The 24,696-nt window shown below is 70.8% G+C and carries 18 protein-coding genes; 4 read left to right on the plus strand and 14 right to left on the minus strand.

Features of this window, described 5'->3' with window-relative positions:
- Positions 1-7: 7 nt before the first annotated feature.
- On the minus strand, positions 8-892 hold the full coding sequence (gene sucD, locus JIX56_RS06530) for a succinate--CoA ligase subunit alpha (RefSeq protein ID WP_257537804.1): 885 nt from the start codon (positions 890-892) through the stop codon (positions 8-10).
- 11 nt (positions 893-903) lie between these two features.
- Positions 904-2,034 carry an ADP-forming succinate--CoA ligase subunit beta gene (gene sucC, locus JIX56_RS06535; RefSeq protein ID WP_257537805.1) on the minus strand — a complete coding sequence of 377 codons (1,131 nt, stop codon included), beginning with the start codon at positions 2,032-2,034 and terminating at the stop codon, positions 904-906.
- Positions 2,035-2,177: 143 nt separating this feature from the next.
- Here sucC and JIX56_RS06540 point away from each other — a divergent pair, with 143 nt between their 5' ends.
- The 4 genes from JIX56_RS06540 (at position 2,178) to JIX56_RS06555 (ending at position 8,812) form a co-directional block, all read left to right on the plus strand.
- On the plus strand, positions 2,178-3,863 hold the full coding sequence (locus tag JIX56_RS06540; protein ID WP_257537806.1) for a thiamine pyrophosphate-binding protein: 1,686 nt from the start codon (positions 2,178-2,180) through the stop codon (positions 3,861-3,863).
- A gap of 10 nt (positions 3,864-3,873) precedes the next feature.
- Complete coding sequence (frc, locus tag JIX56_RS06545) at positions 3,874-5,124, plus strand: formyl-CoA transferase (RefSeq protein ID WP_257537807.1); 1,251 nt, start codon at positions 3,874-3,876, stop codon at positions 5,122-5,124.
- A gap of 3 nt (positions 5,125-5,127) precedes the next feature.
- Positions 5,128-7,260: an acetate--CoA ligase family protein gene (locus JIX56_RS06550; protein WP_257537808.1), complete on the plus strand. Its 2,133-nt coding sequence runs from the start codon at positions 5,128-5,130 to the stop codon at positions 7,258-7,260.
- A gap of 163 nt (positions 7,261-7,423) precedes the next feature.
- Entirely contained in the window at positions 7,424-8,812 is a 1,389-nt protein-coding gene (locus JIX56_RS06555) for an OFA family MFS transporter (protein WP_257537809.1), read from the plus strand.
- An 84-nt stretch (positions 8,813-8,896) separates the two neighbouring features.
- Here the strand turns inward: JIX56_RS06555 and JIX56_RS06560 are convergent, their stop codons facing one another.
- The 12 genes from JIX56_RS06560 to JIX56_RS06615 form a co-directional block, all read right to left on the minus strand.
- A complete protein-coding gene (locus JIX56_RS06560; RefSeq protein WP_257537810.1) occupies positions 8,897-9,931 on the minus strand; it encodes a sugar phosphate isomerase/epimerase family protein in 1,035 nt (344 codons plus the stop codon).
- 93 nt (positions 9,932-10,024) lie between these two features.
- Entirely contained in the window at positions 10,025-11,419 is a 1,395-nt protein-coding gene (locus JIX56_RS06565) for a nucleotide pyrophosphatase/phosphodiesterase family protein (RefSeq protein ID WP_257537811.1), read from the minus strand.
- Positions 11,416-12,585, minus strand: coding sequence for a metabolite traffic protein EboE (gene eboE, locus JIX56_RS06570; protein WP_257537812.1), 1,170 nt, complete (start codon positions 12,583-12,585; stop codon positions 11,416-11,418). Before eboE ends, JIX56_RS06565 begins: the two co-directional genes overlap by 4 nt.
- 3 nt (positions 12,586-12,588) lie before the next feature.
- A complete protein-coding gene (locus tag JIX56_RS06575; protein ID WP_257537813.1) occupies positions 12,589-13,437 on the minus strand; it encodes a TatD family hydrolase in 849 nt (282 codons plus the stop codon).
- On the minus strand, positions 13,437-14,120 hold the full coding sequence (locus tag JIX56_RS06580; protein WP_257537814.1) for an EboA domain-containing protein: 684 nt from the start codon (positions 14,118-14,120) through the stop codon (positions 13,437-13,439). The genes JIX56_RS06575 and JIX56_RS06580 overlap by 1 nt, the downstream gene beginning before the upstream one ends.
- Positions 14,117-15,259: a sugar phosphate isomerase/epimerase family protein gene (locus JIX56_RS06585; protein WP_257537815.1), complete on the minus strand. Its 1,143-nt coding sequence runs from the start codon at positions 15,257-15,259 to the stop codon at positions 14,117-14,119. The genes JIX56_RS06580 and JIX56_RS06585 overlap by 4 nt, the downstream gene beginning before the upstream one ends.
- On the minus strand, positions 15,256-16,440 hold the full coding sequence (locus JIX56_RS06590) for an inositol-3-phosphate synthase (RefSeq protein WP_257537816.1): 1,185 nt from the start codon (positions 16,438-16,440) through the stop codon (positions 15,256-15,258). Before JIX56_RS06590 ends, JIX56_RS06585 begins: the two co-directional genes overlap by 4 nt.
- A gap of 141 nt (positions 16,441-16,581) precedes the next feature.
- Entirely contained in the window at positions 16,582-17,970 is a 1,389-nt protein-coding gene (locus JIX56_RS06595; RefSeq protein WP_257537817.1) for a ThuA domain-containing protein, read from the minus strand.
- Between the two features lie 9 nt (positions 17,971-17,979).
- A complete protein-coding gene (locus tag JIX56_RS06600) occupies positions 17,980-20,472 on the minus strand; it encodes a PQQ-dependent sugar dehydrogenase (RefSeq protein ID WP_257550764.1) in 2,493 nt (830 codons plus the stop codon).
- 116 nt (positions 20,473-20,588) lie between these two features.
- A complete protein-coding gene (locus JIX56_RS06605; protein ID WP_257537818.1) occupies positions 20,589-21,593 on the minus strand; it encodes a sugar phosphate isomerase/epimerase family protein in 1,005 nt (334 codons plus the stop codon).
- Between the two features lie 13 nt (positions 21,594-21,606).
- On the minus strand, positions 21,607-22,770 hold the full coding sequence (locus JIX56_RS06610; protein WP_257550765.1) for a Gfo/Idh/MocA family protein: 1,164 nt from the start codon (positions 22,768-22,770) through the stop codon (positions 21,607-21,609).
- Between the two features lie 859 nt (positions 22,771-23,629).
- The gene (locus JIX56_RS06615; RefSeq protein ID WP_257537819.1) at positions 23,630-24,667 is read right to left on the minus strand and encodes a substrate-binding domain-containing protein; all 1,038 of its coding nucleotides are present in this window, start codon (positions 24,665-24,667) and stop codon (positions 23,630-23,632) included.
- Positions 24,668-24,696: the final 29 nt, after the last annotated feature.

Raw genomic sequence — 24,696 nt, forward strand, 5'->3', positions numbered from 1 at the left:
GGTGAGGTCAGACTCCGGCTTCCAGGGCGGCGAGCACGAGCCGGGCCGTCTCGGTGGGAGTGCTCCCGACCCTCACCCCGACGGCTTCCAGCGCCTCCTTCTTGGCCTGCGCCGTGCCGGACGAGCCGGACACGATCGCCCCGGCGTGGCCCATCGTCCTGCCCTCGGGCGCGGTGAAGCCGGCGATGTACCCGACGACGGGCTTGGTGATGTGGTCGCGGACGTACGCGGCGGCCCGTTCCTCCGCGTCGCCGCCGATCTCGCCGATGAGGACGATGAGTTCGGTGTCGGGGTCGTCCTGGAACGCGGCCAGGCAGTCGATGTGGGTGGTGCCGACGACGGGGTCGCCGCCGATGCCGACGCAGGTGGAGAAGCCGATGTCGCGGAGTTCGTACATGAGTTGGTAGGTGAGCGTGCCGGACTTGGAGACCAGGCCGATGCGTCCCGGCTTGGTGATGTCGGCGGGGATGATGCCGGCGTTGGACTGGCCGGGGGTGATCACGCCAGGGCAGTTGGGGCCGATGATCCGGGCGCCCCTGGACGCGGCGTACGCGGTGAAGGCGACGGAGTCGTGCACCGGGATGCCTTCGGTGATGACGACGGCGAGGCCGATGCCGGCGTCGGCGGCCTCGATCACCGCCGCCTTGGCGAAGGCGGGCGGGACGAAGACGACGCTGACGTCGGCGCCGGTGACCTCGATGCCCTCGTGGACGGAGCCGAAGACGGGAACAGCACGGTCGTCGAAGTCGACGGTCCGGCCGGCCTTGCGGGGGTTGACGCCGCCGACGATGTTCGTGCCGGCCGCGAGCATGCGGCGGGTGTGCTTCATGCCCTCGCCGCCGGTCATGCCCTGGACGAGGACCTTGCTCTCCTTGGTGAGGTAGATGGCCATGACCGGGCTCCTCAGATCGCGTGGGCGAGGTCGGCGGCGCGGCGCGCGGCGCCGTCCATGGTGGTGGCCTGGTGGACGAGGGGGTGGACACGGGCGTCGAGGATCGCCCGGCCCCGTGCGGCGTTGTTGCCGTCGAGGCGGACGACCAGCGGCTTGGTCAACTGGACGCTGTCCAGGGCCTGCACGATCCCGTCGGCGACCGCGTCGCAGGCGGTGATCCCGCCGAAGACGTTGACGAGGACGGATTTCACGGCCGGGTCGGAGAGGATGACGGAGAGGCCGTCGGCCATGATCTGGGCGGAGGCGCCGCCGCCGATGTCGAGGAAGTCGGCGGGACGCGCGCCGCAGCCCGCGACCACGTCGAGGGTCGACATGACGAGTCCGGCGCCGTTGCCGATGACACCGACCTCGCCGTCCAGCTTGACGTAGTTGAGGCCCTTGGCCGCGGCGGCCGCCTCCAGCGGGTCGTCGTGCGCGAAGCCCTCGTCGCCCCAACGCGCCTGCCGGAAGGTCGCGTTGTCGTCGAGGGTGACCTTGCCGTCGAGGGCCAGGATCCTTCCCTGTTCGGTACGGACGAGCGGGTTGACCTCGACGAGGAGGGCGTCCTCGCGGGTCAGCACCTCCCAGAGCCGTACGAGGAAGTCGACGGTCTGTGGCGGCAGGCCGGCCGCCGCCGCGATCTCGGCCGCCTTCGCCGAGGTGACGCCCTCGACGGGGTCGACCGGGATACGGGCCACGGCCTCGGGCCGGGTCGCGGCGACCTCCTCGATCTCCATGCCGCCCTCGGCCGAGGCGATCGCGAGGAAGCGGCCGGCGGCGCGGTCGAGGACGTAGGAGACGTAGAACTCGCTCTCGATCGCGACGGGTTCGGCGACCATGACCTTGTGGACGGTGTGGCCCTTGATGTCCATGCCGAGGATCTGTCGCGCCGTCAGTTCGGTCGCGGCCGGGTCGGCGGCGAGCTTCACTCCGCCCGCCTTGCCCCGCCCTCCGGTCTTCACCTGGGCCTTGACGACGACGCGTCCGCCCAGCCTGCGGGCGATCTCCCGCGCCTCCTTGGGCGAGTCGGTGACCTCGGCCCGAGGCACCGAGATGCCGTATTCCTCGAAGAGTTCCCTTGCCTGGTGCTCGAAAAGGTCCATTCCGGCTCCTGACTCAAAAGTGCCGCACGCCCCCTGGACACCACCCACCGGATGCGGGATAACAAGCTTCATACAGTATTCGTCGACTGTATGCAATCAACCGCGAGAGCGTTCCAACCCCTACGAAGGGACAGGACTTCGCCATGCCCGACGGCAACAGCCAGGACCTCATTTCCGGTGGTCACCTCGTCGCCAAGGCACTCAAAGCGGAGGGTGTGGAGGTCATCTACACCTTGTGCGGCGGCCACATCATCGATATCTACGACGGCTGCGTCGACGAGGGCATCGAGGTCGTCGACGTACGCCACGAACAGGTCGCCGCCCACGCCGCCGACGGCTACGCCCGTATCACCGGCAAGCCCGGCTGCGCGGTCGTCACCGCCGGCCCCGGTACGACCGACGCCGTGACCGGTGTCGCCAACGCGTTCCGCGCGGAGTCCCCGATGCTGCTGATCGGCGGCCAGGGGGCGCACACCCAACACAAGATGGGGTCCCTGCAGGACCTGCCGCACGTCGACATGATGACGCCGATCACCAAGTTCGCGGCGACCGTGCCGGACACGGCCCGCGCCGCCGACATGGTGTCGATGGCGTTCCGCGAGTGCTACCACGGCGCCCCCGGGCCCTCCTTCCTGGAGATCCCGCGCGACGTCCTGGACGCCAAGGTGCCCGTGGAGAAGGCACGCGTGCCGAAGGCCGGTGCCTACCGGGCCTCGACCCGCTCGGCCGGCGACCCCGAGGCGATCGAGAAGCTCGCCGACCTGCTGGTGCACGCCGAGAAGCCCGCGATCCTGCTGGGCAGCCAGGTGTGGACGACGCGTGGCACCGAGTCCGCCATCGAGTTGGTGCGGACGTTGAACATCCCGGCGTACATGAACGGCGCGGGGCGCGGCACGCTCCCGCCCGGCGACCCGCACCACTTCCAGCTCTCCCGCCGGTACGCCTTCTCAGGCGCCGATGTCATCGTCATCGTCGGTACGCCCTTCGACTTCCGTATGGGCTACGGCAAGCGGCTGTCGCAGGACGCGACCGTCGTGCAGATCGACCTCGACTACCGGACCGTCGGCAAGAACCGCGACATCGACCTCGGCATCGTCGGCGACGCCGGGCTGATCCTGAAGTCGGTGACCGAGGCGGCCTCCGGACGCCTGAACGGGGGTGCGTCGAAGCGCAAGGAGTGGCTCGACGAACTGCGCACCGCCGAGCAGACCGCGATCGACAAGCGCCTGCCCAGCCTGAAGTCGGATGCCTCGCCGATCCACCCCTACCGGCTGGTCAGCGAAATCAACGACTTCCTCACCGAGGACTCCATCTACATCGGCGACGGCGGCGACATCGTCACCTTCTCCGGGCAGGTCGTGCAGCCCAAGTCACCCGGGCACTGGATGGACCCGGGCCCCCTCGGCACGCTCGGCGTCGGCGTCCCCTTCGTGCTCGCCGCCAAGCAGGCACGGCCCGACAAGGAGGTGGTGGCCCTCTTCGGCGACGGCGCCTTCTCCCTCACCGGCTGGGACTTCGAGACCCTCGTCCGCTACAACCTCCCCTTCGTCGGCATCGTCGGCAACAACTCCTCGATGAACCAGATCCGTTACGGCCAGAAGGCCAAGTACGGCGAGGAACGCGAGCGGATCGGCAACACCCTCGGCGACGTCCACTACGACAGGTTCGCCCAGATGCTGGGCGGTCACGGCGAGGAGGTCCGCGACCCCGCCGACATCGGCCCCGCGCTCCGGCGCGCCCGCGAGTCCGGCAAGCCGTCGCTGATCAACGTCTGGGTCGACCCGGACGCGTACGCCCCCGGAACCATGAACCAGACGATGTACAAGTGAGGTGGCCCCGATGACAGCGACGTCAGGTACGCCGACCAAGGCCCTCGAAGGCATCCGCGTCCTCGACATGACGCACGTCCAGTCCGGCCCGTCCGCCACCCAGCTCCTCGCCTGGCTCGGCGCGGACGTGGTGAAGCTGGAGGCGCCGACCGGGGACATCACGCGCAAGCAGCTGCGCGACCTCCCGGACGTCGACTCGCTCTACTTCACGATGCTCAACTGCAACAAGCGGAGCATCACCCTCAACACCAAGACCGAGCGCGGCAAGGAGATCCTCACCGAGCTGATCCGGCGCTCCGACGTCATGGTCGAGAACTTCGGACCCGGCGCGGTCGACCGCATGGGCTTCACCTGGGACCGCATCCAGGAGATCAATCCGCGGATCGTCTATGCCTCCATCAAGGGGTTCGGCGAAGGCCCCTACACCAACTTCAAGGCGTACGAGGTCGTCGCGCAGGCCATGGGCGGGTCGATGTCGACCACCGGCTTCGAGGACGGGCCGCCGCTGGCGACGGGGGCCCAGATCGGGGACTCGGGCACGGGCATCCACGCCGTGGCGGGGATTCTCGCGGCGCTGTACCAGCGGGAGAACACCGGGCGCGGTCAGCGGGTCAATGTGGCCATGCAGCACGCCGTCCTCAACCTCTGCCGGGTGAAGCTGAGGGACCAGCAGCGGCTGGCACAGGGCCCGCTCCGTGAATATCCCAACGACGACTTCGGCGACGAGGTTCCCAGGTCCGGAAACGCGTCCGGCGGCGGCCAGCCCGGCTGGGCGGTCAAGTGCGCGCCGGGCGGTCCGAACGACTACGTGTACGTCATCGTGCAGCCCGTCGGCTGGCAGCCCGTCAGCGAGCTCATCGGCCGGCCCGAGCTGGCGGACGACCCCGAGTGGGCGACGCCGGAGGCCCGGCTGCCCAAGCTCAACAAGATGTTCCAGCTGATCGAGGAGTGGTCGTCCACCCTGCCCAAGTGGGAGGTGCTGGAGCGGCTCAACGCCCACAACATCCCGTGCGGGCCGATCCTCTCCACCAAGGAGATCATCGAGGACGAGTCCCTGGTCTCCAACGAGATGGTCGTCACCGTGCCGCATCCCGAACGCGGCGACTTCGTGACCGTCGGCAGCCCGCTGAAGCTGTCCGACTCCCCCGTGGACGTGACCAGTTCACCGCTGCTCGGCGAGCACAACGAAGAGGTCTACGTCGGCGAGCTCGGCCTCGGCGACGAGGAACTGCGCCTGCTCAAGTCGAACGGAGTGATCTGATTGATGGCCGAAGACCGGGTGCTGAGGGTGCGCACACTCCTCGACGCCGTGCGGGCCGAGGGCCGGAGCGCGCTGACCGCTCCCGAGGGCAAGGTGATCGCCGACGCGTACGGGATCGCCGTACCCGGCGAGGAGTTGGCGAAGGACGTCGACGAGGCGGTGAAGTACGCGGCGCGCTTCGGCGGGCCGGTGGTCATGAAGATCGTCTCGCCGGACATCCTCCACAAGACCGACGCGGGCGGTGTGATCGTCGGGGTGGAGGGCGCCACCGACGTACGGGCCGCCTTCTGCCAGATCATCGAGAACGCGAAGGAGTACGCCCCTCAGGCGCGCATCGAGGGCGTCCAGGTGCAGGAGCTGCTCCCCAAGGGGCAGGAGGTCATCGTCGGCGCGGTGACCGACCCGACCTTCGGAAAGGTCGTCGCCTTCGGACTCGGCGGGGTGCTGGTCGAGGTCCTCAAGGACGTGACGTTCCGGCTCGCGCCGGTCGACGCGGACGAGGCGCTCTCCATGCTGGACTCGATCCGCGCGGCGGAGATCCTGCGCGGGGTGCGCGGGGCGCCTGCCGTGGACCGGTGGGCGATCGCCGAGCAGATCCGCCGGGTCTCCGAACTCGTCGCGGACTTCCCGGAGATCGCCGAGGTGGACCTCAACCCGGTGATCGCCACGCCGGAGGGCGCGGTCGCGGCGGACATCCGGGTGATCCTCGCGGAGTCGGTGCCGAAGCCCCGGCGTACATACACGCGCGAGGAGATCCTCACGTCGATGCGCCGGCTGATGGAGCCCTCGTCGGTGGCCGTGATCGGGGCCTCCAACGAGCAGGGCAAGATCGGCAACTCGGTGATGCGCAACCTCATCGACGGCGGTTTCTCCGGGGAGATCCACCCGGTGAACCCCAAGGCCGATGACATCCTGGGCCGCAAGGCGTACAAGAGTGTCACGGACGTCCCTGGTGAGGTGGATGTGGCGGTCTTCGCGATCCCCGCCAGGTTCGTGGCCTCGGCGCTGGAGGAGGTGGGTCGCAAGGGCATCGCCAACGCCGTCTTGATCCCGTCGGGGTTCGCGGAGACCGGCGAGCACGAACTCCAGGACGAGATCGTGGCGATCGCCGAGCGGCACGGCGTCCGGCTGCTCGGGCCGAACATCTACGGCTACTACTCGACGTGGCAGGACCTCTGCGCCACGTTCTGCACGCCGTACGACGTCAAGGGCGGCGTGGCGCTGACCTCGCAGTCCGGCGGTATCGGCATGGCCATCCTGGGCTTCGCGCGCACCACGAAGACGGGTGTGTCGGCGATCGTCGGGCTCGGCAACAAGTCGGACCTGGACGAGGACGACCTGCTGACCTGGTTCGGCGAGGACCCGCACACCGAGTGCATCGCGATGCACCTGGAGGACCTCAAGGACGGGCGGGCCTTCGTGGAGGCCGCGCGGGCGACCGTCCCGAAGAAGCCGGTCGTGGTCCTGAAGGCAGGCCGTACGGCGGCCGGGGCGAAGGCGGCGGGCTCGCACACGGGCGCGCTGGCGGGCGACGACGCCGTGTACGAGGACATCCTGAAGCAGGCGGGTGTCATCAGGGCGCCAGGGCTGAACGACATGCTGGAGTACGCGCGCGCGTTGCCCGTGCTTCCGGCTCCGCAGGGCGACAACGTCGTGATCATCACGGGCGCCGGCGGCAGTGGCGTACTGCTGTCGGACGCGGTGACGGACAACGGGCTCTCCCTGATGGAGATCCCGCCGGACCTGGACGCGTCCTTCCGGGAGTTCATCCCACCCTTCGGGGCCGCCGGCAACCCGGTCGACATCACCGGCGGTGAGCCGCCGTCGACGTACGAGGCGACGATCCGGCTGGGTCTTGAGGACCCGCGCATCCACGCGCTCGTCCTCGGCTACTGGCACACGATCGTCACCCCGCCCATGGTGTTCGCCGAGCTCACCGCGCGCGTGGTGGCCGAGTTCCGGGAGCGCGGCATCGAGAAGCCGGTCGTGGCGTCGCTGGCGGGCGATGTCGAGGTCGAGGAGGCCTGCCAGTACCTCTTCGAGCGTGGGGTCGTGGCGTACCCGTACACGACCGAGAAGCCGGTGGCGGTGCTGGGTGCGAAGTATCGCTGGGCGCGGGCGGCGGGGTTGCTGTGACGCGGGCGCACGCCGTGGACGCGGCTGTTGGGGGGCGGTCGATGAGCTGAGCGACGGCTCGAACCACGGGGCCTGCGGCGACCGCTCACCGCGGGCCCCGGCGCGAAGAAACACGGACAGGGGGCGCTGGCCAGACTTCTTCCACGCGGAGGGTTCGATCGACATGGCAACAACTGACATCTCCACATCCGTCCCCTACAGGGAGGTGACGGACGCCAACGGCCGGATGTACCGGATCGGTGAATCCGACCTCGACATCATGGGCCGCAAACGCAAGTGGATGGTCATCCTGCCGTGGGTGGGCATGATGGGCATCAGCTCGGCGGAGTACGCGTTCGCGTCCGCCGAGGAAACCCTGCACACGGCACACAGCTGGAGCAACCAGCACATCTTCTGGATGCTGGGCGTGTGGGTGTTCTTCCAGGCCGCGGTGGCCTTCCCCGCCGGGAAGCTCCGTGAGAGCGGCAAGCTGCCGGCCCGCTGGGCGATGATGCTGGGCGCCGTCGGCACCCTGCTCGGCTATCTGTCCCTCGCGTTCGCTCCGCACGTCGTCGTCGCGTACGTCGGGTTCGGCATGTTCAGCGGTATGGGCGCGGGCATGGTCTACGCGACCTGCGTGAACATGGTCGGCAAGTGGTATCCGGAGCGCAAGGGCGGCAAGACCGGCTTCGTCAACGGCGGCTTCGCCTACGGTTCGGTGCCCTTCGTGTTCATCTTCACCGGGTTCATGGACCTGACGAACTTCCGCTGGGTGCTGGTCTCCGTCGGTGTGTTCCTCGCGGCGGTCGTCGCCGTGGCCGGTTACTTCTTCCAGGACCCGCCGAAGAACTGGTGGCCGGCCGAGGTCGACCCGCTGCGGAAGCCGGACGACCCGCGCGCGCGGCGGGCGCTGGAGAAGAACCCGCCGGCCGTGAAGCAGTACACGCCCAGTGAGGCCTGGCGGACGGGCCGCGTCGCGCTGATGTGGTTCTGTCTGCTGTGCACCTCGGGTGTGAACATCTTCGGTATCGCCTTCCAGGTGCCGTTCGGCAACGAGGCCGGCTTCGCGGGCGGGATCGTCGCCACGGCCATGTCGCTGAAGGCGATCGTCAACGGCACCGGCCGCGGTGTCATCGGCTGGCTCTCCGACCGTTACGGCCGCAAGGAGTGTCTGATCTTCGTCTGCATCGTGCTGGGCCTGTCCCAGTACGGCATCCTCTGGTCCGGCGACATCGGCAACCTGCCGCTGTTCCTGGTGTTCTCCAGCATCTCCGGCTTTGGTGGCGGCGCGATCTTCCCGATGTTCGCGGCGATGACCGCGGACTATTTCGGCGAGAACAACAACGCCTCCAACTACGGTCTGGTCTACAGCTCCAAGCTGGTCTCCGGTCTGCTCGGGTCCGGCATGGGCGCCGTGGTCGTGGCGAACTGGGACTACGCGGGCGCCTTCGTGCTCGCCGGTTCCATCTCGCTGTTCGCCGGCTTCGTGGCCGTCTTCCTGCACCCGCCGGGGCGGCCCCGCAGCAAGCACATCGCTCCCAATCCCCGTCCGCTCGGTGACGAAGTGGCCTGACGCCTCGGCGTACGGCAGCAGGCGGCCGCCCCGTGGTCTCGCACCACGGGGCGGCCGCCTGCTGCCGTTGTTCGGTGTCTTCGGTCAGCACTTCTCCCGCAGGGAGTGCAGATGCTCGCTGGAGCGGCGGGCGAAGGTGAGGGACTCGGTGGGGTTGTCGTGTTCGGCCTGCCAGTGGTGGGCGAGCCGGTGGCCCTTCAGGCGGGTGACGGCCGAGATGAACTTCTGGTAGTCGATGTCGCCGTCGCCGACGTCCACCATGCGGTAGCCGAAGGGGTTCGACGGGTCGCTCTCGCCGTCCTTGACGTGGAACAGCGGGTAGCGGTCGGGGCGCCTGAGGACGTAGTCGAGGGGCTCGAACGGCGCGGGTGTTCCGTCGGGCCGCTTCGAGAACCGGAACTGGGCCACGTACGCCCAGAAGATGTCCATCTCCAGGTAGACGAGGCGGGGGTCGGTCTCCTTGAGCAGCACGTCGTAGAGGCGGACCTTGGGGTTGTCCGTGGCGAAGGAGAACTCCTCGGAGTGGTTGTGCTGGTAGAACTTCATGCCCCGCGCCTTGGCCGCCGCGCCGTAGGTGTTGAACTCCTCGGCGGCCCGCTTCATCGCGTCGACGGTCATGCCGTAGCGGAACGGTCCGGCGGCGGTGCCGATGTGCTTCAGGCCGAGGGCCTGGGCGTCGTCGAGGACCTTGGTGAGGTTCTGGGCGAAGGTGTACGCGTTCGGGTCGCTGGAGTAGTAGCCGACGTGGCTGCCGATCGGGGTCAGGCCGTGGTCGCGGGCCAGCCGCTTGAGCTGGGCGAGCGTGATGGGGCCCGCCGAGCCCTGGGTGTAGCCGGCGAACTCGACCTCGTCGTAGCCGTACTTCTCCAGCTCGGCGAAGACGGGAGCGAAGCCGAGGGTGGAGACCTTGTCGCGCAGGCTGTAGAGCTGGATGCCGAGTCGGCCGGGCGGGAGGACGGGACGGCCCCGGCCTGTCGCCGCCGTGGCGGGGGTGGCCGCGGCGGGAGTGGCCGCGGTGCCCAGCAGCGCGGCGACCGCGGCACCGGCGGCCACGCCGAGCATGCCTCGTCTGCTGAGGCGGTGGGTGAGTTCGGGATCCGGCTGGTGAGTGCGGCTCATGCCTGGAACTCCTCTGTGTGGACGGGCGTTGTCAGTGGTGAGTGCTTCACTTGTGACCAGTGAGGACTTCTCACCAGTGAGGGCTCTGACCGGTCAGGAGAGACCGGCCAGTCGGAGCAGCAGTGCTTTCACATCGGTGGCCGCGACGCGGTCGCCGACAGCGCGGGGGGTGGAGCAGATGATGAGCGGACCGTCGTCGTCGCTCACGGGAAGGCGGCCGTGGCTGCCGCGAATAGGTGAGGGATCCAGCGGCACGACCGCCATGCGGTAGCGCAGGCCGAGTTTCTTGCGGGCCAGTGCCGTGGCCGCCTTGAGCTTCACATACGGGTCGAGCGGGTCCATGAACAGCTCGACCGGGTCGTAGCCGGGTTTGCGGTGGATCTCGACCAGTCGCGCGAAGTCGGGCGCGCGGGCGTCGTCGAGCCAGTAGTAGTACGTGAACCAGGCGTCCGGCTCCGCCACGGCGACGAGTTCGCCGGAGCGCGGATGGTCGAGGTGATGGGCCTTCTTGCCCTGGTCGTCGAGGAGTTGGTCGATACCGGGCAGGTCCGCGAGGGCTTCCCTGGTGGCTTCCAGGTCCTCGGGGCGGCGCACATACACATGGGCGATCTGGTGATCGGCGACCGCGAAGGCCCGTGAGGCCATCGGGTCCAGATACTCCATGCCGTCCTGCGTGTGCACGTCGAGGAGGCCGGCGCGGCGCAGGGCGCGGTTGATGTCGACGGGACGGTTCACCGGGGTGATGCCGTACTCGGAGAGCGCGACGACGGTACGGCCTTCCGCCCGGGCGTCGTCGAGCAGGGGCGCCATGACCTTGTCCAGGTCGGCGGCCGCCTTCAGGGAGCGCGGGTCGTCGGGGCCGTGGCGCTGCAGGTCGTAGTCGAGGTGAGGGAGGTAGCAGAGGGCCAGGTCCGGCCGGCGGGTGCGGATGATGTGGCGGGTCGCGTCGACGATCCATCGGCTGGAGACCAGGTCGGCGCCCGGTCCCCAGAAGTGGAACAGGGGGAACGTGCCGAGTTGCGCGGTGAGTTCGTCGTGCAGGGCCGGGGGCCGGGTGTAGCAGTCGGGTTCCTTGCGGCCGTCGGAGTAGTAGATCGGACGGGGGGTGACGGTGATGTCGGTGTCGGCGCCCATGGCGTACCACCAGCAGATATTGGCGACCGTGTAGCCGGGGTGCGCGCGGCGGGCGGCGTCCCACAGTTTGTCCCCGGCGACGAGGCCGTTGTGCTGGCGCCACAGCAGGACGTCGCCGAGTTCGCGGAAGTACCAGCCGTTGCCGACGATGCCGTGCTCGGCGGGGAGCGTGCCGGTCAGGAAGGTCGACTGGGCGGCGCAGGTGACGGCGGGCAGGACGGTGCCGAGGTGGGCGCGGGAGCCGGACTGGCCGAGGGACTTGAGGTGGGGCATGTGGTCGAGGAGACGGGGGGTGAGGCCGACGACGTCCAGGACGAGGAGGGGGGTGGGTCCCGCGTCGGGTTGCGGGTTCACGGCAGCTCCTTGAGGCCGAGGTCCGTCAACAGGTCGCGGGCGAGGGCGAGTTCGGCGGCGATGCCGTCGGCGAGCTGGGCGCGACCCCGGGGGCGGAGTTCGGGTGGGAGGGCCTGCCAGGTGTAGGTCTCGACCTCCAGATGGCGGGTGAGGGGGTGGGCGCCGCCGACCAGGTGGGTCAGGACGGCCTTGAGTACGGGGAGCGTGGAGGTGAGGGGCGCGGCGGGGGCCGCGTGGAGCGGGACGTGGAAGTGGGCGCGCCAGGGTGAGGCGTCGGGGAGTGCCTCGCCCCTGAGGGCCTCACCGAGGTCGTCGGTGCCGCGCAGGCCGGCGGCGGTGGCTGTGCGGGTCTGGTGCAGGAAGCGGGGTTCGTCGAAGGCGGCGAGGGCCTCGCGGACGTCGGGGAGGTGGGGGTGCTCGGCGTGCAGGGCGGCCGAGAGCTGGGATTTGACGACGGGGACACGGGCTCGGGCGAGCGCGTCCAGGGCGGTGTGCGGGTCTTCGAAGGAGGTGGCGAGGTGGCAGGTGTCGACGCAGATGCCGATGCGGTCGTGGCCGATGTCGGTCAGGGGGCCTATGGCGTCGGCGGTGGTCTCGACGATGCAGCCGGGCTCCGGTTCCAGGCCGACGCGGATGGAGCGGCCGGTCAACTCGGCCACGGCGTCGAGGCGTTCGGCGAGGGTGAGCAGAGCCGTGCGGGACCGGGCGGCGCGGGTGTCGTCGTGGGCCGTGCGCCAGGCCAGGGGCAGGGTCGAGATGGTGCCCTCGGTGACGTCGTCGGGGAGGAGCCGGCCGAGGACGCGCGCGAGGGCGGTGGTGTGGTCGAGGCGTTCCGGGTCGGCCCAGTCCGGCTGGTAGACGCGGTACTTGACCTCTTCGGCGCCGAAGCCCTGGTACGGGAAGCCGTTGAGGGTGACGACCTCGAGGCCGCGCCGGTCGAGTTCGGTGCGCAGGCCGCGCAGTGCGGACGGGTCGGTCACCAGGGCGTCGGCGGCGTCCTTGGCCAGCCACAGGCCGATACCGAGGCGGTCGCGGCCGAGGCGGCGGCGTACGGGCTCGCAGTGGTCGCGCAGTTGGGCGAGGACACCGTCGAGGGTCTCGGCCGGGTGCACATTGGTGCAGTAGGCGAGGTGGACGGTGGACCCGTCGGGGTGGCGGAAGCGCATGGGTCACTCCCCGCCGCGCAGGATGCTGTTGCCCTCGTGCGTGGCGTCCGTCGCGGTGACGTCGAGGGCGAGGCGGCCGCTGAGGCCGTAGAAGGCGACGGGGTTGCGCCAGAGCACCAGGTCCACGTCGTCCTCGTCGAACCCGGCGGCGAGCAGGGCGTCGCCGACCTTGCGGGTCTTCAGGGGGTCGCTTCTGCCCCAGTCGGCGGCGGAGTTGACCAGCACCTTCTCCGGGCCGAACGCCTTGATGACGGCGACCATCCGCTCCTCGTCCATCTTGGTGTCCGGGTAGACGGAGAAGCCGAGCCAGGCCCCGCTGTCCTTGGCCTCCTTGACGGTGGTCTCGTTGAGGTGGTCGAGGAGCACCCGTTCGGCCGGCAGCGCGGAGGTGCGTACGGCGTCGAGTGTGCGGCGCAGGCCGGTCAGTTTGTCCCGGTGCGGGGTGTGGACGAGGGCGGGCAGGCCGTGGTCGGCGGCCAGCTGCAGCTGGTGCTCGAGCGCGTGGTCCTCGGCCGCGGTCATGGAGTCGTAGCCGATCTCCCCGACGGCCACGACGCGGTCCTTGAGCAGATAGCGGGGCAGCTGGTCCAGCACGGGCGTGCACTGCGGGTCGTTCGCCTCCTTGGGGTTGAGGGCGATGGCGCAGTGGTGGGCGATGCCGTACTGGGCGGCACGGAAGGGCTCCCAGCCCAGCAGGGAGTCGAAGTAGTCGATGAACGAGGCCGGCGAGGTGCGGGGCTGTCCCAACCAGAAGGCCGGCTCCACGACCGCGCGGACGCCCGCCTCGTGCATCGCCTCGTAGTCGTCGGTGGTGCGTGACGTCATGTGGATGTGGGGGTCGAAGATGCGCATCAGGACTCCTTGCCGTCGATGCCGTTCTCATCGGCCGGTGGGGGCGCGGTCAGGGCCAGGACGCGGTACAGGTCCTCGGGTACGGGACGGCCCGCGGCGGTGCGTTCCTCGGCGTGGTCGCCGAGCATGCGGGCGAGTTCGGCGTCGCCGTGGGCACGACGGGTCAGGTCGGTGATCTCGTCGACGCGTACCCCGGTGAACAGGCACTTGAGCACGGCGTGCCGCCACGGGTGCGGGGCCAGATGGCGGGCGGCGTACGGGCCGAGGGCGGCGGCGACAAGGCGGGTGTCGTTGGTCCGCAGGGCGTCCTCGACGAGATGCAGCGCGTCGGGGCCGGGCACCAGGTGGGGCAGCGCGTGCAGGACGGCCCGGCGTTCGTCGGCGGTGCCCTGGCGGTAGACGCGGGTGAGCGCGCCGGTGTCGGCGCGGGCCGCGTGCAGGATCAGGACGCGGACGGCGTCGGCGTGTTCGGTACCGCAGCGTCGGCCCGCCTCGGCGAGGCGCAGTTCCCAGACGGAGATGGGCCCGTGGGTGCCCGGGTGATCGGCGGCCTCGTCGAGTGCCCGTCCCAGCCAGGCGCGAGCGGCGTCCGCGAGGTGGGCGTTCAGGTGGCCGCGCAGGTCGGCGGGGGCGGCGAGGGCCGGGTGGGCTGCCGGACGGTCCGGCGTGCGGTGGTGGATCACGTGGGGCTCCCGTTCGGGGACGGCGGTGGTGTCACGGGAGCGTCCGGAGTCGCTCGGGCCTTGTCGGTGGTGCGGCTGGGCGTGTGGTCGGGCTCGGGTGGGCCGGTGTCTTCGAGCCGAGGAGCGGCCGTCCGGCCCGTCGTTCGACGGAGGAAGGAGAGGGACTGTTCGGCGAAGTGGGGGCCGGCGTGGGAGTGGCGGGGTAGTTCGACGACGGTCAGGGCCCGGTAGTCGATGGCGGCCAGCGCTTCCAGGACCGGCGGGAAGTCGATCTCGCCGTCGCCGAGGGGGAGGTGTTCGTGGATGCCGCGGCGCATGTCCTCGATCTGGACGTGGCGGAGCCAGGGGGCGGCGGCGCGGACGCAGTCGGCGGGTGGGAGGGGTTCGAGGCACTGGCAGTGGCCGATGTCGAGGGTGAGACCGAGTGCGGCGGGGCTGTCGAGGGCCTCGCGGAGGCGGTGGAAGTCGGCGAGCGTGGCGAGGAGGTGACCGGGCTCGGGTTCGACGGCGAGGGGAATGCCGGCGGAGGTGGCGGCGTCGAGGACGGGCGTGAGCGCGTCGGGGAGGCGTTTCCAGGCGGTGTCCTCGTCGGTGGTGGACGGGGTGACTCCGCTGAAGCAGTGCACGGCGTGGGCGCCGAGGTCGGCGGCGACCTGTACCGCCCGGATCAGCAGGCCGGCCCGGCGGGCACGGTCGTCGGGGTCGGGGTCCAGCAGCGTGGGGCCGTGCTTGCGGCGGGGGTCGAGGACATAGCGGGCGCCCGTCTCCACGGTGACGGTCAGGCCGAGGGAGTCCAGCCGTCGCGCGAGCCGCTGCGTGCGGGCCGCGAGGTCGGGGGCGAGCGGGTCGAGATGCATGTGGTCGAGGGTCAGACCGACGCCGTCGTAGCCGAGGTCGGCGAGGAGGGCGAGGGCGTCGTCGAGTCGGAGGTCGGCGAGGCCGTTGGTGCCGTAGCCGAAGGAGAGGCGGCGCTTCGGGGAGGTCGCGCTCGACGAGGTCGGCTGAGGGGACTGGGCCGACCGGGGGGACTGGGCCGACCGGGGGAGCTGTGGGTGGAGGGGTGGCGACGCGTGGGGGTTCGTCGGGAGGGAGGGCCCGGCCCCGGCCCCGGCCGACACTCGACGGTGTCCCCTGCTCATCGGGCCTCCTCACGCGGCATCGGCTTCGGCTTCGGCTCGGCCTCCGGTGCCGGGGCGGACCGCGTCCGGGCCCGCAGTCGCTTCGCGAACCCCGCCAACGCCTCGTACTGCTCCCCCAGTGCCGCCGGGCCCTGCCCCACCGGGTCCTTGAAGTAGAAGCCCAGGTCGGTCAGGGGGCCCGAGAGGCCTGCCTCGTGGGCGCGGGCCACGAGCCGGGCGAGGTCCAGGACCAGCGGGGCGGCGAGGGCGGAGTCGCAGCCCTGCCACGTGGTCTGGAGGATCATCCGCGTGCCGAGGAAGCCGTCGAAGGCGATGTGGTCCCAGGCGGTCTTCCAGTCGCCGAGGGCGGGGACGTCGTCGATGTGGGTCTCGCCCTCGGGGGTGGTGCCCAGGGTGTCGGTCAGGACGCGTTCCTTGCCGGCGTTCTTGGCCGCGGCGGCGGCCGGGTCGGCGAGGGCGGCGCCGTCACCTCCGCCGAGGAGGTTGGTGCCGGACCAGGCACGGACGGGCAGGGCCCGTTGGGCGAACATCGGGCCGAGGACGGACCTGAGCAGGGTCTGGCCGGTCTTGCCGTCGCGGCCCGCGTACGGGAGGCCACAGGAGGCGGCGAGGGAGGAGAGAGTCGGGTGGTGGAGGCCGGTCGAGGGGGTGAAGTTCACGTAGGGGCAGCCCGCCCGGAGCGCGGCCGCCGCGTACAGGGAGCTCGGCGGGAGGGTGGTGCCGGTGGGTGCGGGTTCCGTCGAGGCCACGTTCACCACCACGGCTCGGGTCAGCCCTCGTCGCCGTATGAAGTCCTGGATGTCGGCCGTGAAGGAGGAGATCAGCTCGGCGGGGGTCCTCGTGTCGCCCGGGAGGGGGCCGCCGGGCCTGACCTCCCGGTCGGCGGCGGTCAGTTCGAAGGTGATCGCGGCGGGGAGGTCATGGGGAAGGACGCCGCCGGCGGCGAGGGCCTCCGCGCGTTTGGGCAGGGGACAGTCGGCCGTGTCGTGGCCGCCGAAGACGAGGGAGGAGAGCGGGGGCAGGCCGGAGTCGGCGAAGAGGGGCGTCTCGGTGACCATGCCCGTCGCGGGGTGCAGGCCGGCCGTCATGGCCGCGCAGCCCGCGACGACGGTGGTGGCGACGGAGCCGCGCGCCCCGATCAGCCAGACGCCGACGCGCGGTGGGGAAACGGACGCGGACATGGGCGGCCTCCTTGTCGCTTCTCACTGGTCGAACTCGTCCCACGCGTGATGCGGAACCCTCACGGGGCACGAGACGCGGCACCCCTCCACAAGGGAGGGAAGACGGCGGGCGGAGGTCCGGCGTCCCCCGCCCGCCGCCGCTCAGTCGCCCGGAGTCCGGGCCGCCGCGGCCGATGCGGCGGCGGCCCGGGCGGGCAGTTCCTTGATCCGGATGTCGCGGAAGGACACCTGGTCGGCGGCTCCGTGGTTCTGGATGCCGAAGTGACCGTCGCGCAGGCTCCGTACCGGATCGGTGTTGGTGAAATCGTTGATCTGCACGCCGTTGAGCCAGACGCGGAGGCGCTCGCCCTCCACGCGGATCTCGTACGTGTTCCACTCCCCCGGCGGGTTCAGGGCGCGGTCGCGCTTCCTGATGTCGGCGGACCGGAAGCCGTAGACGGACCCGGTGGTCTTCTCGGGTACGTCGGTGGCGTCGATCTGGATCTCGTAGCCGTTGTTCACAGCCGACCACGGGTCGTCCGAGGGCGGGAAGCCCACGAACACACCGGAGTTGTCGTCGCCCGAGGCGCCGGCCGTCTTCCAGTCGAGCTTCAGGGAGTAGGACCCGAAGCCCGAGGCGGCGTACCAGAGCATGCCCATGCCGCCGGTCGATGTGACCGTGCCGTCGTCGGCGAGCGTGAACGAGCCCGGGCCCGCCTGCCGCCACGCCGACAAGGACTCGGCCGTGCCGTCGAAGAGCGGCCGGTAGCCGTTCTCCGGCCGGCAGTCGGCCTGTGCCTCGCCGATCGCCCACCGGATGCCGCCCAACAGGTGCTGCCGGAAGGCGGGTTCGGCGAACGACTCCTTGGTGTGGCCGCCGCCGGTGTAGAAGGAGCGGCCGCCCTGGTAGTTCTGGCACCAGGCGATCGGATGGTCGCCGTTCATGGTGCCGCCGCTGTACGACGACTCGTCGAGCGAGGCGAGGACATGGGCCCGCTCACGGGGGTTGGAGCGGTAGTCGTACCACTCGTCCGTGCGGTTCCAGGTCGCGCCCAGGCCGGCCGTGGCCGGGTGGGCGTGGTCCTCGACGTCGACCGTCGCGGGCTGGATCGCGGGGTGCGACTGGAAGTACGCGCCCGCGAGTCCGCCGTAGAAGGCCCAGTCGTACTCGGTGTCGGCGGCCGCGTGGACGCCCACATAGGCGCCGCCGCGCTTGATGTACCGCTCGAACGCGCCCTGTTGGGTCGCGTTGAGGACGTCCCCCGTCGTCGAGAGGAACATCACCGCGTCGTAGCGGCCGAGGTTGCGTGCGGTGAAGGCGCCGGCGTCCTCCGTGGCCTCGACCGCGAAGCCGTGGGCGGCGCCCAGTTCCCGTACGGCCGCGATGCCCTCGGGGATCGAGTCGTGCCGGAAGCCGGCGGTCTTGGAGAACACCAGCACCCGGTGCTCGTCGGAGCCGCCGTCATCGTCGGACACGGCGGGTCCCGACACGCAGCCGATCAGGAGGGCGGCGCCACCCAGCGCGGCCCACATGCGTCGGTTCGTCGACATGACGCCCCCTCACCGCTTCGTGAAGGTGAAGTCGTCCACGTCGAACAGGCCACCGGAGCCGGTCCCCTTGAACACCAGGTGGAGCGTGGTGGTGCCGCGCGGGGCGCGGGACAGGTTGGCGGTGACGTCCTGGAAGTTCTCCCAGCCGCCGGTCACCGGCACGGTCGCGCTGCCGAGGAGACGGCCGGTCGGAGAGCCCGCGCGGACCTCCAGTTTGCCGCCGGCGCCCCCGGAGGAGATACGCGCGGTGATCTTCGTGGCGTCGGACAGGACGTACGGCTTGAAGGAGATCCAGTCGCCGTTCGAGATGTCGCCGACCGTCTTGCCGCCGTGTGCCGTGTCCTTCGACTGCACCGTGATGCCGGAGGAGTCGCCGTAGTGCTCGGCCTGGCGGTGGGTGGGCTGGACGACGTTCTGGTCGTGGGTGGTCAGCGGGGCCTGGCCGCCGCCTCCGCCGTCGGTGTACTCGGCGTCGAAGACCCCGAAGATGTTGGCGTTCTCGTCGTGGCCGCCGTCGGCGCTGGTCTGGATGGTGCCGGTGCACCCGTTGGCGGAGGTCACCGGGTGGCCGTGGCTGTCGTGGCCGAGGACGAAGGTGACCTTGACCTTGGAGCAGTCGATCGGGCGGCCGTCCTCCGGGTCGCTCACCTTCACTTTGAACGGCACGGCGTCACCGAAGGCGAACAGCTGTCCGTCCTCGGGGAGTTGCAGCTCGACCTTGGGCGCGGTGTTGCCGACCACGATCTGGACGCTCGCGCCGCCGGTGCGCCCGGAGGCGTCCTTGACGGTCAGGGTCGCCGTATACGTGCCGTTCGTCCTGTAGGTGTGCGTCGGGTTCGCGGCCGTGGACGTACCGCCGTCGCCGAAGTCCCAGCTGTGGGTGAGCGCGTCGCCGTCGGCGTCGGTGGTGCCGGCGGAGGAGAAGCGGACCTTCAGCTTCGCCTGGCCCGAAGTGCGGTCGGCGGCTGCCTGGGCCACCGGGGAGTGGCCGTCGGTGGCGTTCTCGATGCGATAGAGGGCGGAGTGCTCGTCGCCGCCGAACCAGGAGATGCCGTAGTCGAGGACGTACAGCGCGCCGTCCGGGCCGAAGGCCATGTCCATGACCTGGGTGCCGGTCCACGGCACGTTGTTGATCGACTGCACGGTGCCGTCCGCGTCGGAAGTGATCCGCTTGATCCAGCGGCGGCCGAACTCACCCGCGAAGAAGTCGCCGTCGTACGCCTCCGGGAACTTCACCGGGGAGTCGAGCGAGGCGTCGTAGTGGTAGACCGGGCCGCCCACGGGGGACTCGGAGCCGTCGCCGAACTCCGGGACGGACGCGCCGTCGTAGGGGATCCAGGCGGGCACGGCGGGCGGCAGGTCGGTGAGGCCGGTGTTGTTCGGCGAGGTGTTCTTGGGGGCCGCGCAGTCGAAGGCCGCGCCCGAGGCGCCGGTGGCGAAGTCGTAGTCGATGTAGGCGTCGTTGTCGCCCGTGCAGTAGGGCCAGCCGAAGTTGCCGGGCTTGGTCACGCGGGCGAACTCGACCTGCCCGGCCGGGCCGCGCGAGGGGTTGGCCGCACCCGCGTCGGGGCCGTACTCGCCTACGTAGAGGATGCCGGTCTTCTTGTCGACGCTGAAGCGGAACGGGTTGCGGAAGCCCATCGCGTAGATCTCGGGGCGCGTCTTGTCCGTGCCGGGCGCGAAGAGGTTGCCGTCGGGGACGGAGTACGAGCCGTCGGCGTTCACCTTGATGCGCAGGATCTTGCCGCGCAGGTCGTTGGTGTTGGCGGAGGTGCGCTGGGCGTCGAAGGCGGGGTTGCGGGTGGACCGCTCGTCGATGGGGGTGTAGTCGTCCGACTGGAACGGGTTGGTGTCGTCGCCCGTCGAGAGGTACAGGTTGCCCGCCGCGTCGAAGTCGATGTCGCCGCCGACGTGGCAGCAGATGCCGCGGGAGGCGGGGACGTCGAGGATCTTCGTCTCGCTGGCCGCGTCGAGCGTGCCGTCGGTCTTCAGGACGAAGCGGGAGAGCCGGTTGACGCCGTCGAAGGGCGCGAAGTCGGCGGCCGTGCCGGTCTCGGGGGCGTCGCCCGCGGGGGTGTTCAGCGGGGGCGCGTAGTAGAGGTAGATGAAGCGGTTGTCGGCGAAGCCCGGGTCGATGCCTATGCCCTGCAGGCCCTCCTCGTCGTGGGAGTACACATCGAGCTTCCCCGCGAGCTTGGTGTTGCCCGCCGCGTCGGTCAGGCGCAGTTCGCCGTCGCGCGAGGTGTGCAGGACCGAGCGGTCGGGGAGGACGGCGAGCGACATGGGCTCGCCCGTCTCCGGTTCGCCCTTGGCGAGGGTGACCTGCTGGAAGTCCTCGGCCGCGGCGGCCTGCGGGGCGGCTTCGGCCGCGCCCGCGGTGGGCGAGGTGAGCGAGAGCGAGGCGCCCGCGAGCAGCAGGCCGCTCAGGAGTGCGAGGGGCCCGCGAAGTCTGCGGCGTCTGGAGTGGCTGGTGGTGTTCCTGTTCTCGTCGTACGGGTGCACGAATGCCTCCAGGAAGGGGCTGGTCGTACGGGTGGGTGCGGGATGCCGGGGTGCGCCGTCACCCCGGAAGACACGACCGGGCCGTAAGGGCCCGGTCGACAAGTGGCCATGAGTGCCTAGTCGTTGCCGCCGAACGCCGCGTCGAAGGCGGCCGACGGCGGTTCGAAGTCGTACGCCTTGAGGCGGGTCAGCGCCTCGGGGGCGCCCTGGAGCCGGTCCATGCCGGCGTCCTCCCACTCGACGGAGATCGGGCCCTGGTAGTCGATCGAGCGGAGCATCCGGAAGACGTCCTCCCAGGGGACGTCTCCGTGACCGGCCGACACGAAGTCCCAGCCACGGCGCGGGTCGCCCCAGGGCAGGTGCGAGCCGAGGCGGCCGTTGCGGCCGTCGAGCCGCTTGCGGGCCTCTTTGCAGTCGACGTGGTAGATCCGGTCGCGGAAGTCCCACAGGAAGCCGACCGGGTCGAGGTCCTGCCACACGAAGTGCGAGGGGTCGAAGTTCAGGCCGAAGGCCGGACGGCGGTCGACTGCCTCCAGGGCGCGTTGTGTTGTCCAGTAGTCGTACGCGATCTCGCTCGGGTGGACCTCGTGGGCGAACCGCACACCCTGGGCGTCGAAGACGTCGAGGATCGGGTTCCAGCGCATCGCGAAATCGTCGTAGCCGCGTTCGATCATCGACTCGGGGGCGGGCGGGAACATGGCGACCAGGTGCCAGATGGCGGAGCCGGTGAAGCCGATGACGGTGTCGACGCCGAAGGCCGCGGCGGCCCGCGCGGTGTCGGCCATCTCGGCGGCGGCCCGCTGCCGTACGCCCTCGGGCTCGCCGTCGCCCCAGATACGGGCGGGCAGGATGGCCCGGTGGCGCTCGTCGATGATGGCGTCGCAAACGGCCTGCCCCACCAGGTGGTTGGAGATGGCCCAGCACTTCAGGCCGTATTTCTCCAGGAGTTGGTGGCGGGAGTCGATGTACGACGAGTCGGCGAGGGCCTTGTCGACCTCGAAGTGGTCGCCCCAGCAGGCGAGTTCGAGTCCGTCGTAGCCGAAGTCGCGGGCGAGGCGGCAGACCTCTTCGAGGGGCAGGTCGGCCCACTGGCCGGTGAAGAGCGTGAAGTCGCGCGGCATGTCCGGGGCCTCCTCAGACCGTTGTGGGGGTGTGGGTCGGGGTGTAGACGGAGTTCTTCTCGGCGCTCTCCTCGACGGCCGCGAGCACGCGCTGCACCTGGAGCCCGTCGGCGAAGGACGGCTCGGGCCTGGTCCCCGCCGCGACGGCGTGCACGAGGTCGCGGGCCTGGTGGACGAAGGTGTGTTCGTAGCCGAGGCCGTGGCCCGGCGGCCACCAGGCGTCCAGGTAGGGGTGGTCGGGTTCGGTGACGAGGATGCGGCGGAAGCCGGCGTGGGTGCCGGGTTCGGTGTGGTCGTGGTAGGCGAGTTCGTTGAGCCGTTCCAGGTCGAAGGCCAACGAGCCGCGCTCACCGTTGAGTTCGATGCGCAGGGCGTTCTTGCGGCCGGTGGCGAAGCGGGTCGCCTCGAAGGAGGCGACGGCGCCGGAGGCGAAGCGGCCGGTGAACAGGGCCGTGTCGTCGACGGTGACCGCACCTCGCCCGGCCGTGCCGCCGGCGGACGCCAGACCGCCCGCCGCCCCCGCGGGCAGGGGCCGTTCCCGTACGAAGGTCTCCATCAGCGCGGACACCCCGATCACCGGCTCACCCGCCACGTACTGCGCGAGGTCGACGATGTGCGCGCCCAGGTCGCCGAGCGCCCCGGACCCGGCGGACTCCTTGCGCAGCCGCCAGGTGAGCGGGAACTCCGGGTTGACGAGCCAGTCCTGAAGGTACGTCACCCGCACGTGACGCAGGGCTCCCAGGCGGCCCTCGGCGACCATGCGGCGGGCGAGCGTGGTGGCGGGCACACGCCGGTAGTTGAAGCCGACCATCGCCAACTTGCCCTGGGTGTAAGCCTCTTCGGCCGCCGCAGCCATCGCCTCCGCCTCCGCGACCGTGTTGGCGAGGGGCTTCTCGCAGAGCACGTGCTTCCCGGCGGCCAGTGCGGCGAGGGCGATCTCGGCGTGGCTGTCGCCGGGGGTGCAGATGTCGACGAGGTCGATGTCGTCCCGGGCGATCAGGTCCCGCCAGTCGGTCTCCGTCGCCGCCCAGCCGTGCCGGTCCGCCATGGCCCGCACCGCGTCACCGTCACGACCGCAGACCGCCGCGAGCACCGGGCTGAGCGGCAGGTCGAAGACCCGCCCGGCGGTCCGCCACCCCTGGGAGTGCGCGGCCCCCATGAAGGCGTAACCGACCATGCCGACCCGCAGCGGCGGCTTGCCCGGCCCACCAGCGAGCCCGGCGGGCCAGGATCCGGCGCGGGTACTGACACCGGCCGCCGTCCCGGCCTGGGCTCCGGTCCCCGCCGGCGCTCCCCCACCACCGGCCGCCGTCCCGGCCTGGGCTCCGGTCCCCGCCGGCGCTCCCCCACCACCGGCCGCGATGCCTGCTCGGGCGCCGCCCCCGGGCGCGGGCTCCGCCCCGAACCCGTCCACGGCCCCGGACCGGGCTTCGGCAACTGCCCCTGCCCCTGCCCCGGCTTCGGCCACTGCCGCTGCCCCGGCCCCGGCCCCGGCCCCGGCTGCGCCCTCTGACCGTGCCGAGACCTCGCTGGGCGGGATTCCCTCCCCGGACCCGGACCCGGCCGCCACCGCCCCTGCCCCGGCCGCGCCCCCGGCCCCATCCGAGACCCCGATGGGCGGAATTCCAGCCCCGGACCCGGACCCGAACCCGAACCCGGCTTCGGCAACTGCCCCTGCCCCGGCCGCGCCCCCGGTCCGTGCCGAGATCCCGCTGGGCGGGATTCCAGCCCCGGTGCCGACCCCTGGCACGACCCCCGCCCCGGCTCCGGCCTCCATGGCGGCTTCGCCCAAGGCACCGGCCGTGTCCCCCGCTTCGGCTCGGGTGGTGATCTCGGCTCCGACCGCCGCATCGGGCCCCGGCGCTCCTGACTGCTCCGCCTCGGCCTGGTCGGGCTGCTGCGGCTGTCCCATGCGTGTGTCCTCCTCGTGATCGCGGCGCGGTGGGGGTGGGGCGTGACCCGGTTTCCGGGGGCGTCGCCTTCCGGTCCGCGCTCCCCGGTCCTCGTTCCTGGTCAGGCCCGTCCGGCGGGAGCCGTCACTTGAAGCCGGTGGGCATGTACTGGTCGACGTTGTCCTTGTCGACGACGGCCGAGTAGAGCGTCAGGGAGGCCGGGATCTCGAACTCGGCGAGGCCGCTGACGCCCTTGCTCTGGCCGAGGGCGCGGGCGAGGTCGATCGCGGAGGCGGCCATGGTCGGCGGGTAGAGGACGGTCGCCTTGAGGACGCCGTCGTCCTTCTTGATGGCCTGGAAGGCGGACAGCGCGCCGGCGCCGCCGACCATCAGGAAGTCGTCGCGTCCGGCCTGCTCGATGGCGCGCAGGGCTCCGACGCCCTGGTCGTCGTCGTGGTTCCACAGAGCGTCGAACTTCGACTGTGCCTGCAGGAGTTGGGCCATCTTGGCCTGCCCGGACTCCACGGTGAAGTCGGCGGCCTGCCGGGCCACCTTCTTGATGTTCGGGTAGTTCTTCAGCGCGTCGTCGAAGCCCTGGGTGCGCTGCTGGGTCAGCTCCAGATTGTCGAGCCCGGCGAGCTCGATGACACGGGCGTCGCCCTTGTCCTTGAGCTGTTCGCCGATGTAGTGCCCGGCGCTGAGGCCCATGCCGTAGTTGTCGCCGCCGATCCAGCAGCGGTACGCCTGCGGGGAGTTGAAGATCCGGTCGAGGTTGACGACGGGGATGCCCGCACGCATCGCCTTGAGACCGACCTGGGTGAGCGCCTTGCCGTCGGCGGGCAGCACGACCAGGACGTCGACCTTCTTGTTGATGAGGGTCTCGATCTGGCCGATCTGCTGGGCGGTGTCGTTGGAGCCCTCGGTGATCTCCAGCGTGACGTCCTCGTACCGCTCGGCGCGGCTCTTGGCGTTCTGGTTGATCGCGTTGAGCCAGCCGTGGTCGGCCTGCGGTCCGGCGAAGCCGATGGTGACTTCCTTGCCGGGAGTGTCCGTCGCGGCCGGCTGGTCGTTCGCCGCCGGGTCGTCTTTGGTTTCGTTGCTGGTGCAACCGGCGAGGAGGGCGCCGGCCGAGACGGCGGCGGTTCCGAAGAGCAGTCCTCTACGGCTGGTGAACTCTGGCATGGCGGTGGACCTTTCCCGTGTCGGCTCTT

This window comes from Streptomyces sp. CA-210063 (assembly GCF_024612015.1).
Taxonomy (GTDB): domain Bacteria; phylum Actinomycetota; class Actinomycetes; order Streptomycetales; family Streptomycetaceae; genus Streptomyces.

Coding starts and splice junctions, on each gene's coding strand:
- JIX56_RS06555 (WP_257537809.1), top strand. CDS start 7,424: ATGGCAACAACTGACATCTCCACATCCGTCCCCTACAGGGAGGTGACG.
- frc (WP_257537807.1), top strand. CDS start 3,874: ATGACAGCGACGTCAGGTACGCCGACCAAGGCCCTCGAAGGCATCCGC.
- JIX56_RS06595 (WP_257537817.1), bottom strand. CDS start 17,970: ATGTCGACGAACCGACGCATGTGGGCCGCGCTGGGTGGCGCCGCCCTC.
- JIX56_RS06615 (WP_257537819.1), bottom strand. CDS start 24,667: ATGCCAGAGTTCACCAGCCGTAGAGGACTGCTCTTCGGAACCGCCGCC.
- JIX56_RS06605 (WP_257537818.1), bottom strand. CDS start 21,593: ATGCCGCGCGACTTCACGCTCTTCACCGGCCAGTGGGCCGACCTGCCC.
- JIX56_RS06550 (WP_257537808.1), top strand. CDS start 5,128: ATGGCCGAAGACCGGGTGCTGAGGGTGCGCACACTCCTCGACGCCGTG.
- sucC (WP_257537805.1), bottom strand. CDS start 2,034: ATGGACCTTTTCGAGCACCAGGCAAGGGAACTCTTCGAGGAATACGGC.
- sucD (WP_257537804.1), bottom strand. CDS start 892: ATGGCCATCTACCTCACCAAGGAGAGCAAGGTCCTCGTCCAGGGCATG.
- eboE (WP_257537812.1), bottom strand. CDS start 12,585: ATGCGCTTCCGCCACCCCGACGGGTCCACCGTCCACCTCGCCTACTGC.
- JIX56_RS06590 (WP_257537816.1), bottom strand. CDS start 16,440: ATGTCCGCGTCCGTTTCCCCACCGCGCGTCGGCGTCTGGCTGATCGGG.
- JIX56_RS06575 (WP_257537813.1), bottom strand. CDS start 13,437: ATGCGCATCTTCGACCCCCACATCCACATGACGTCACGCACCACCGAC.
- JIX56_RS06560 (WP_257537810.1), bottom strand. CDS start 9,931: ATGAGCCGCACTCACCAGCCGGATCCCGAACTCACCCACCGCCTCAGC.
- JIX56_RS06540 (WP_257537806.1), top strand. CDS start 2,178: ATGCCCGACGGCAACAGCCAGGACCTCATTTCCGGTGGTCACCTCGTC.
- JIX56_RS06610 (WP_257550765.1), bottom strand. CDS start 22,770: ATGGTCGGTTACGCCTTCATGGGGGCCGCGCACTCCCAGGGGTGGCGG.
- JIX56_RS06585 (WP_257537815.1), bottom strand. CDS start 15,259: ATGAGCAGGGGACACCGTCGAGTGTCGGCCGGGGCCGGGGCCGGGCCC.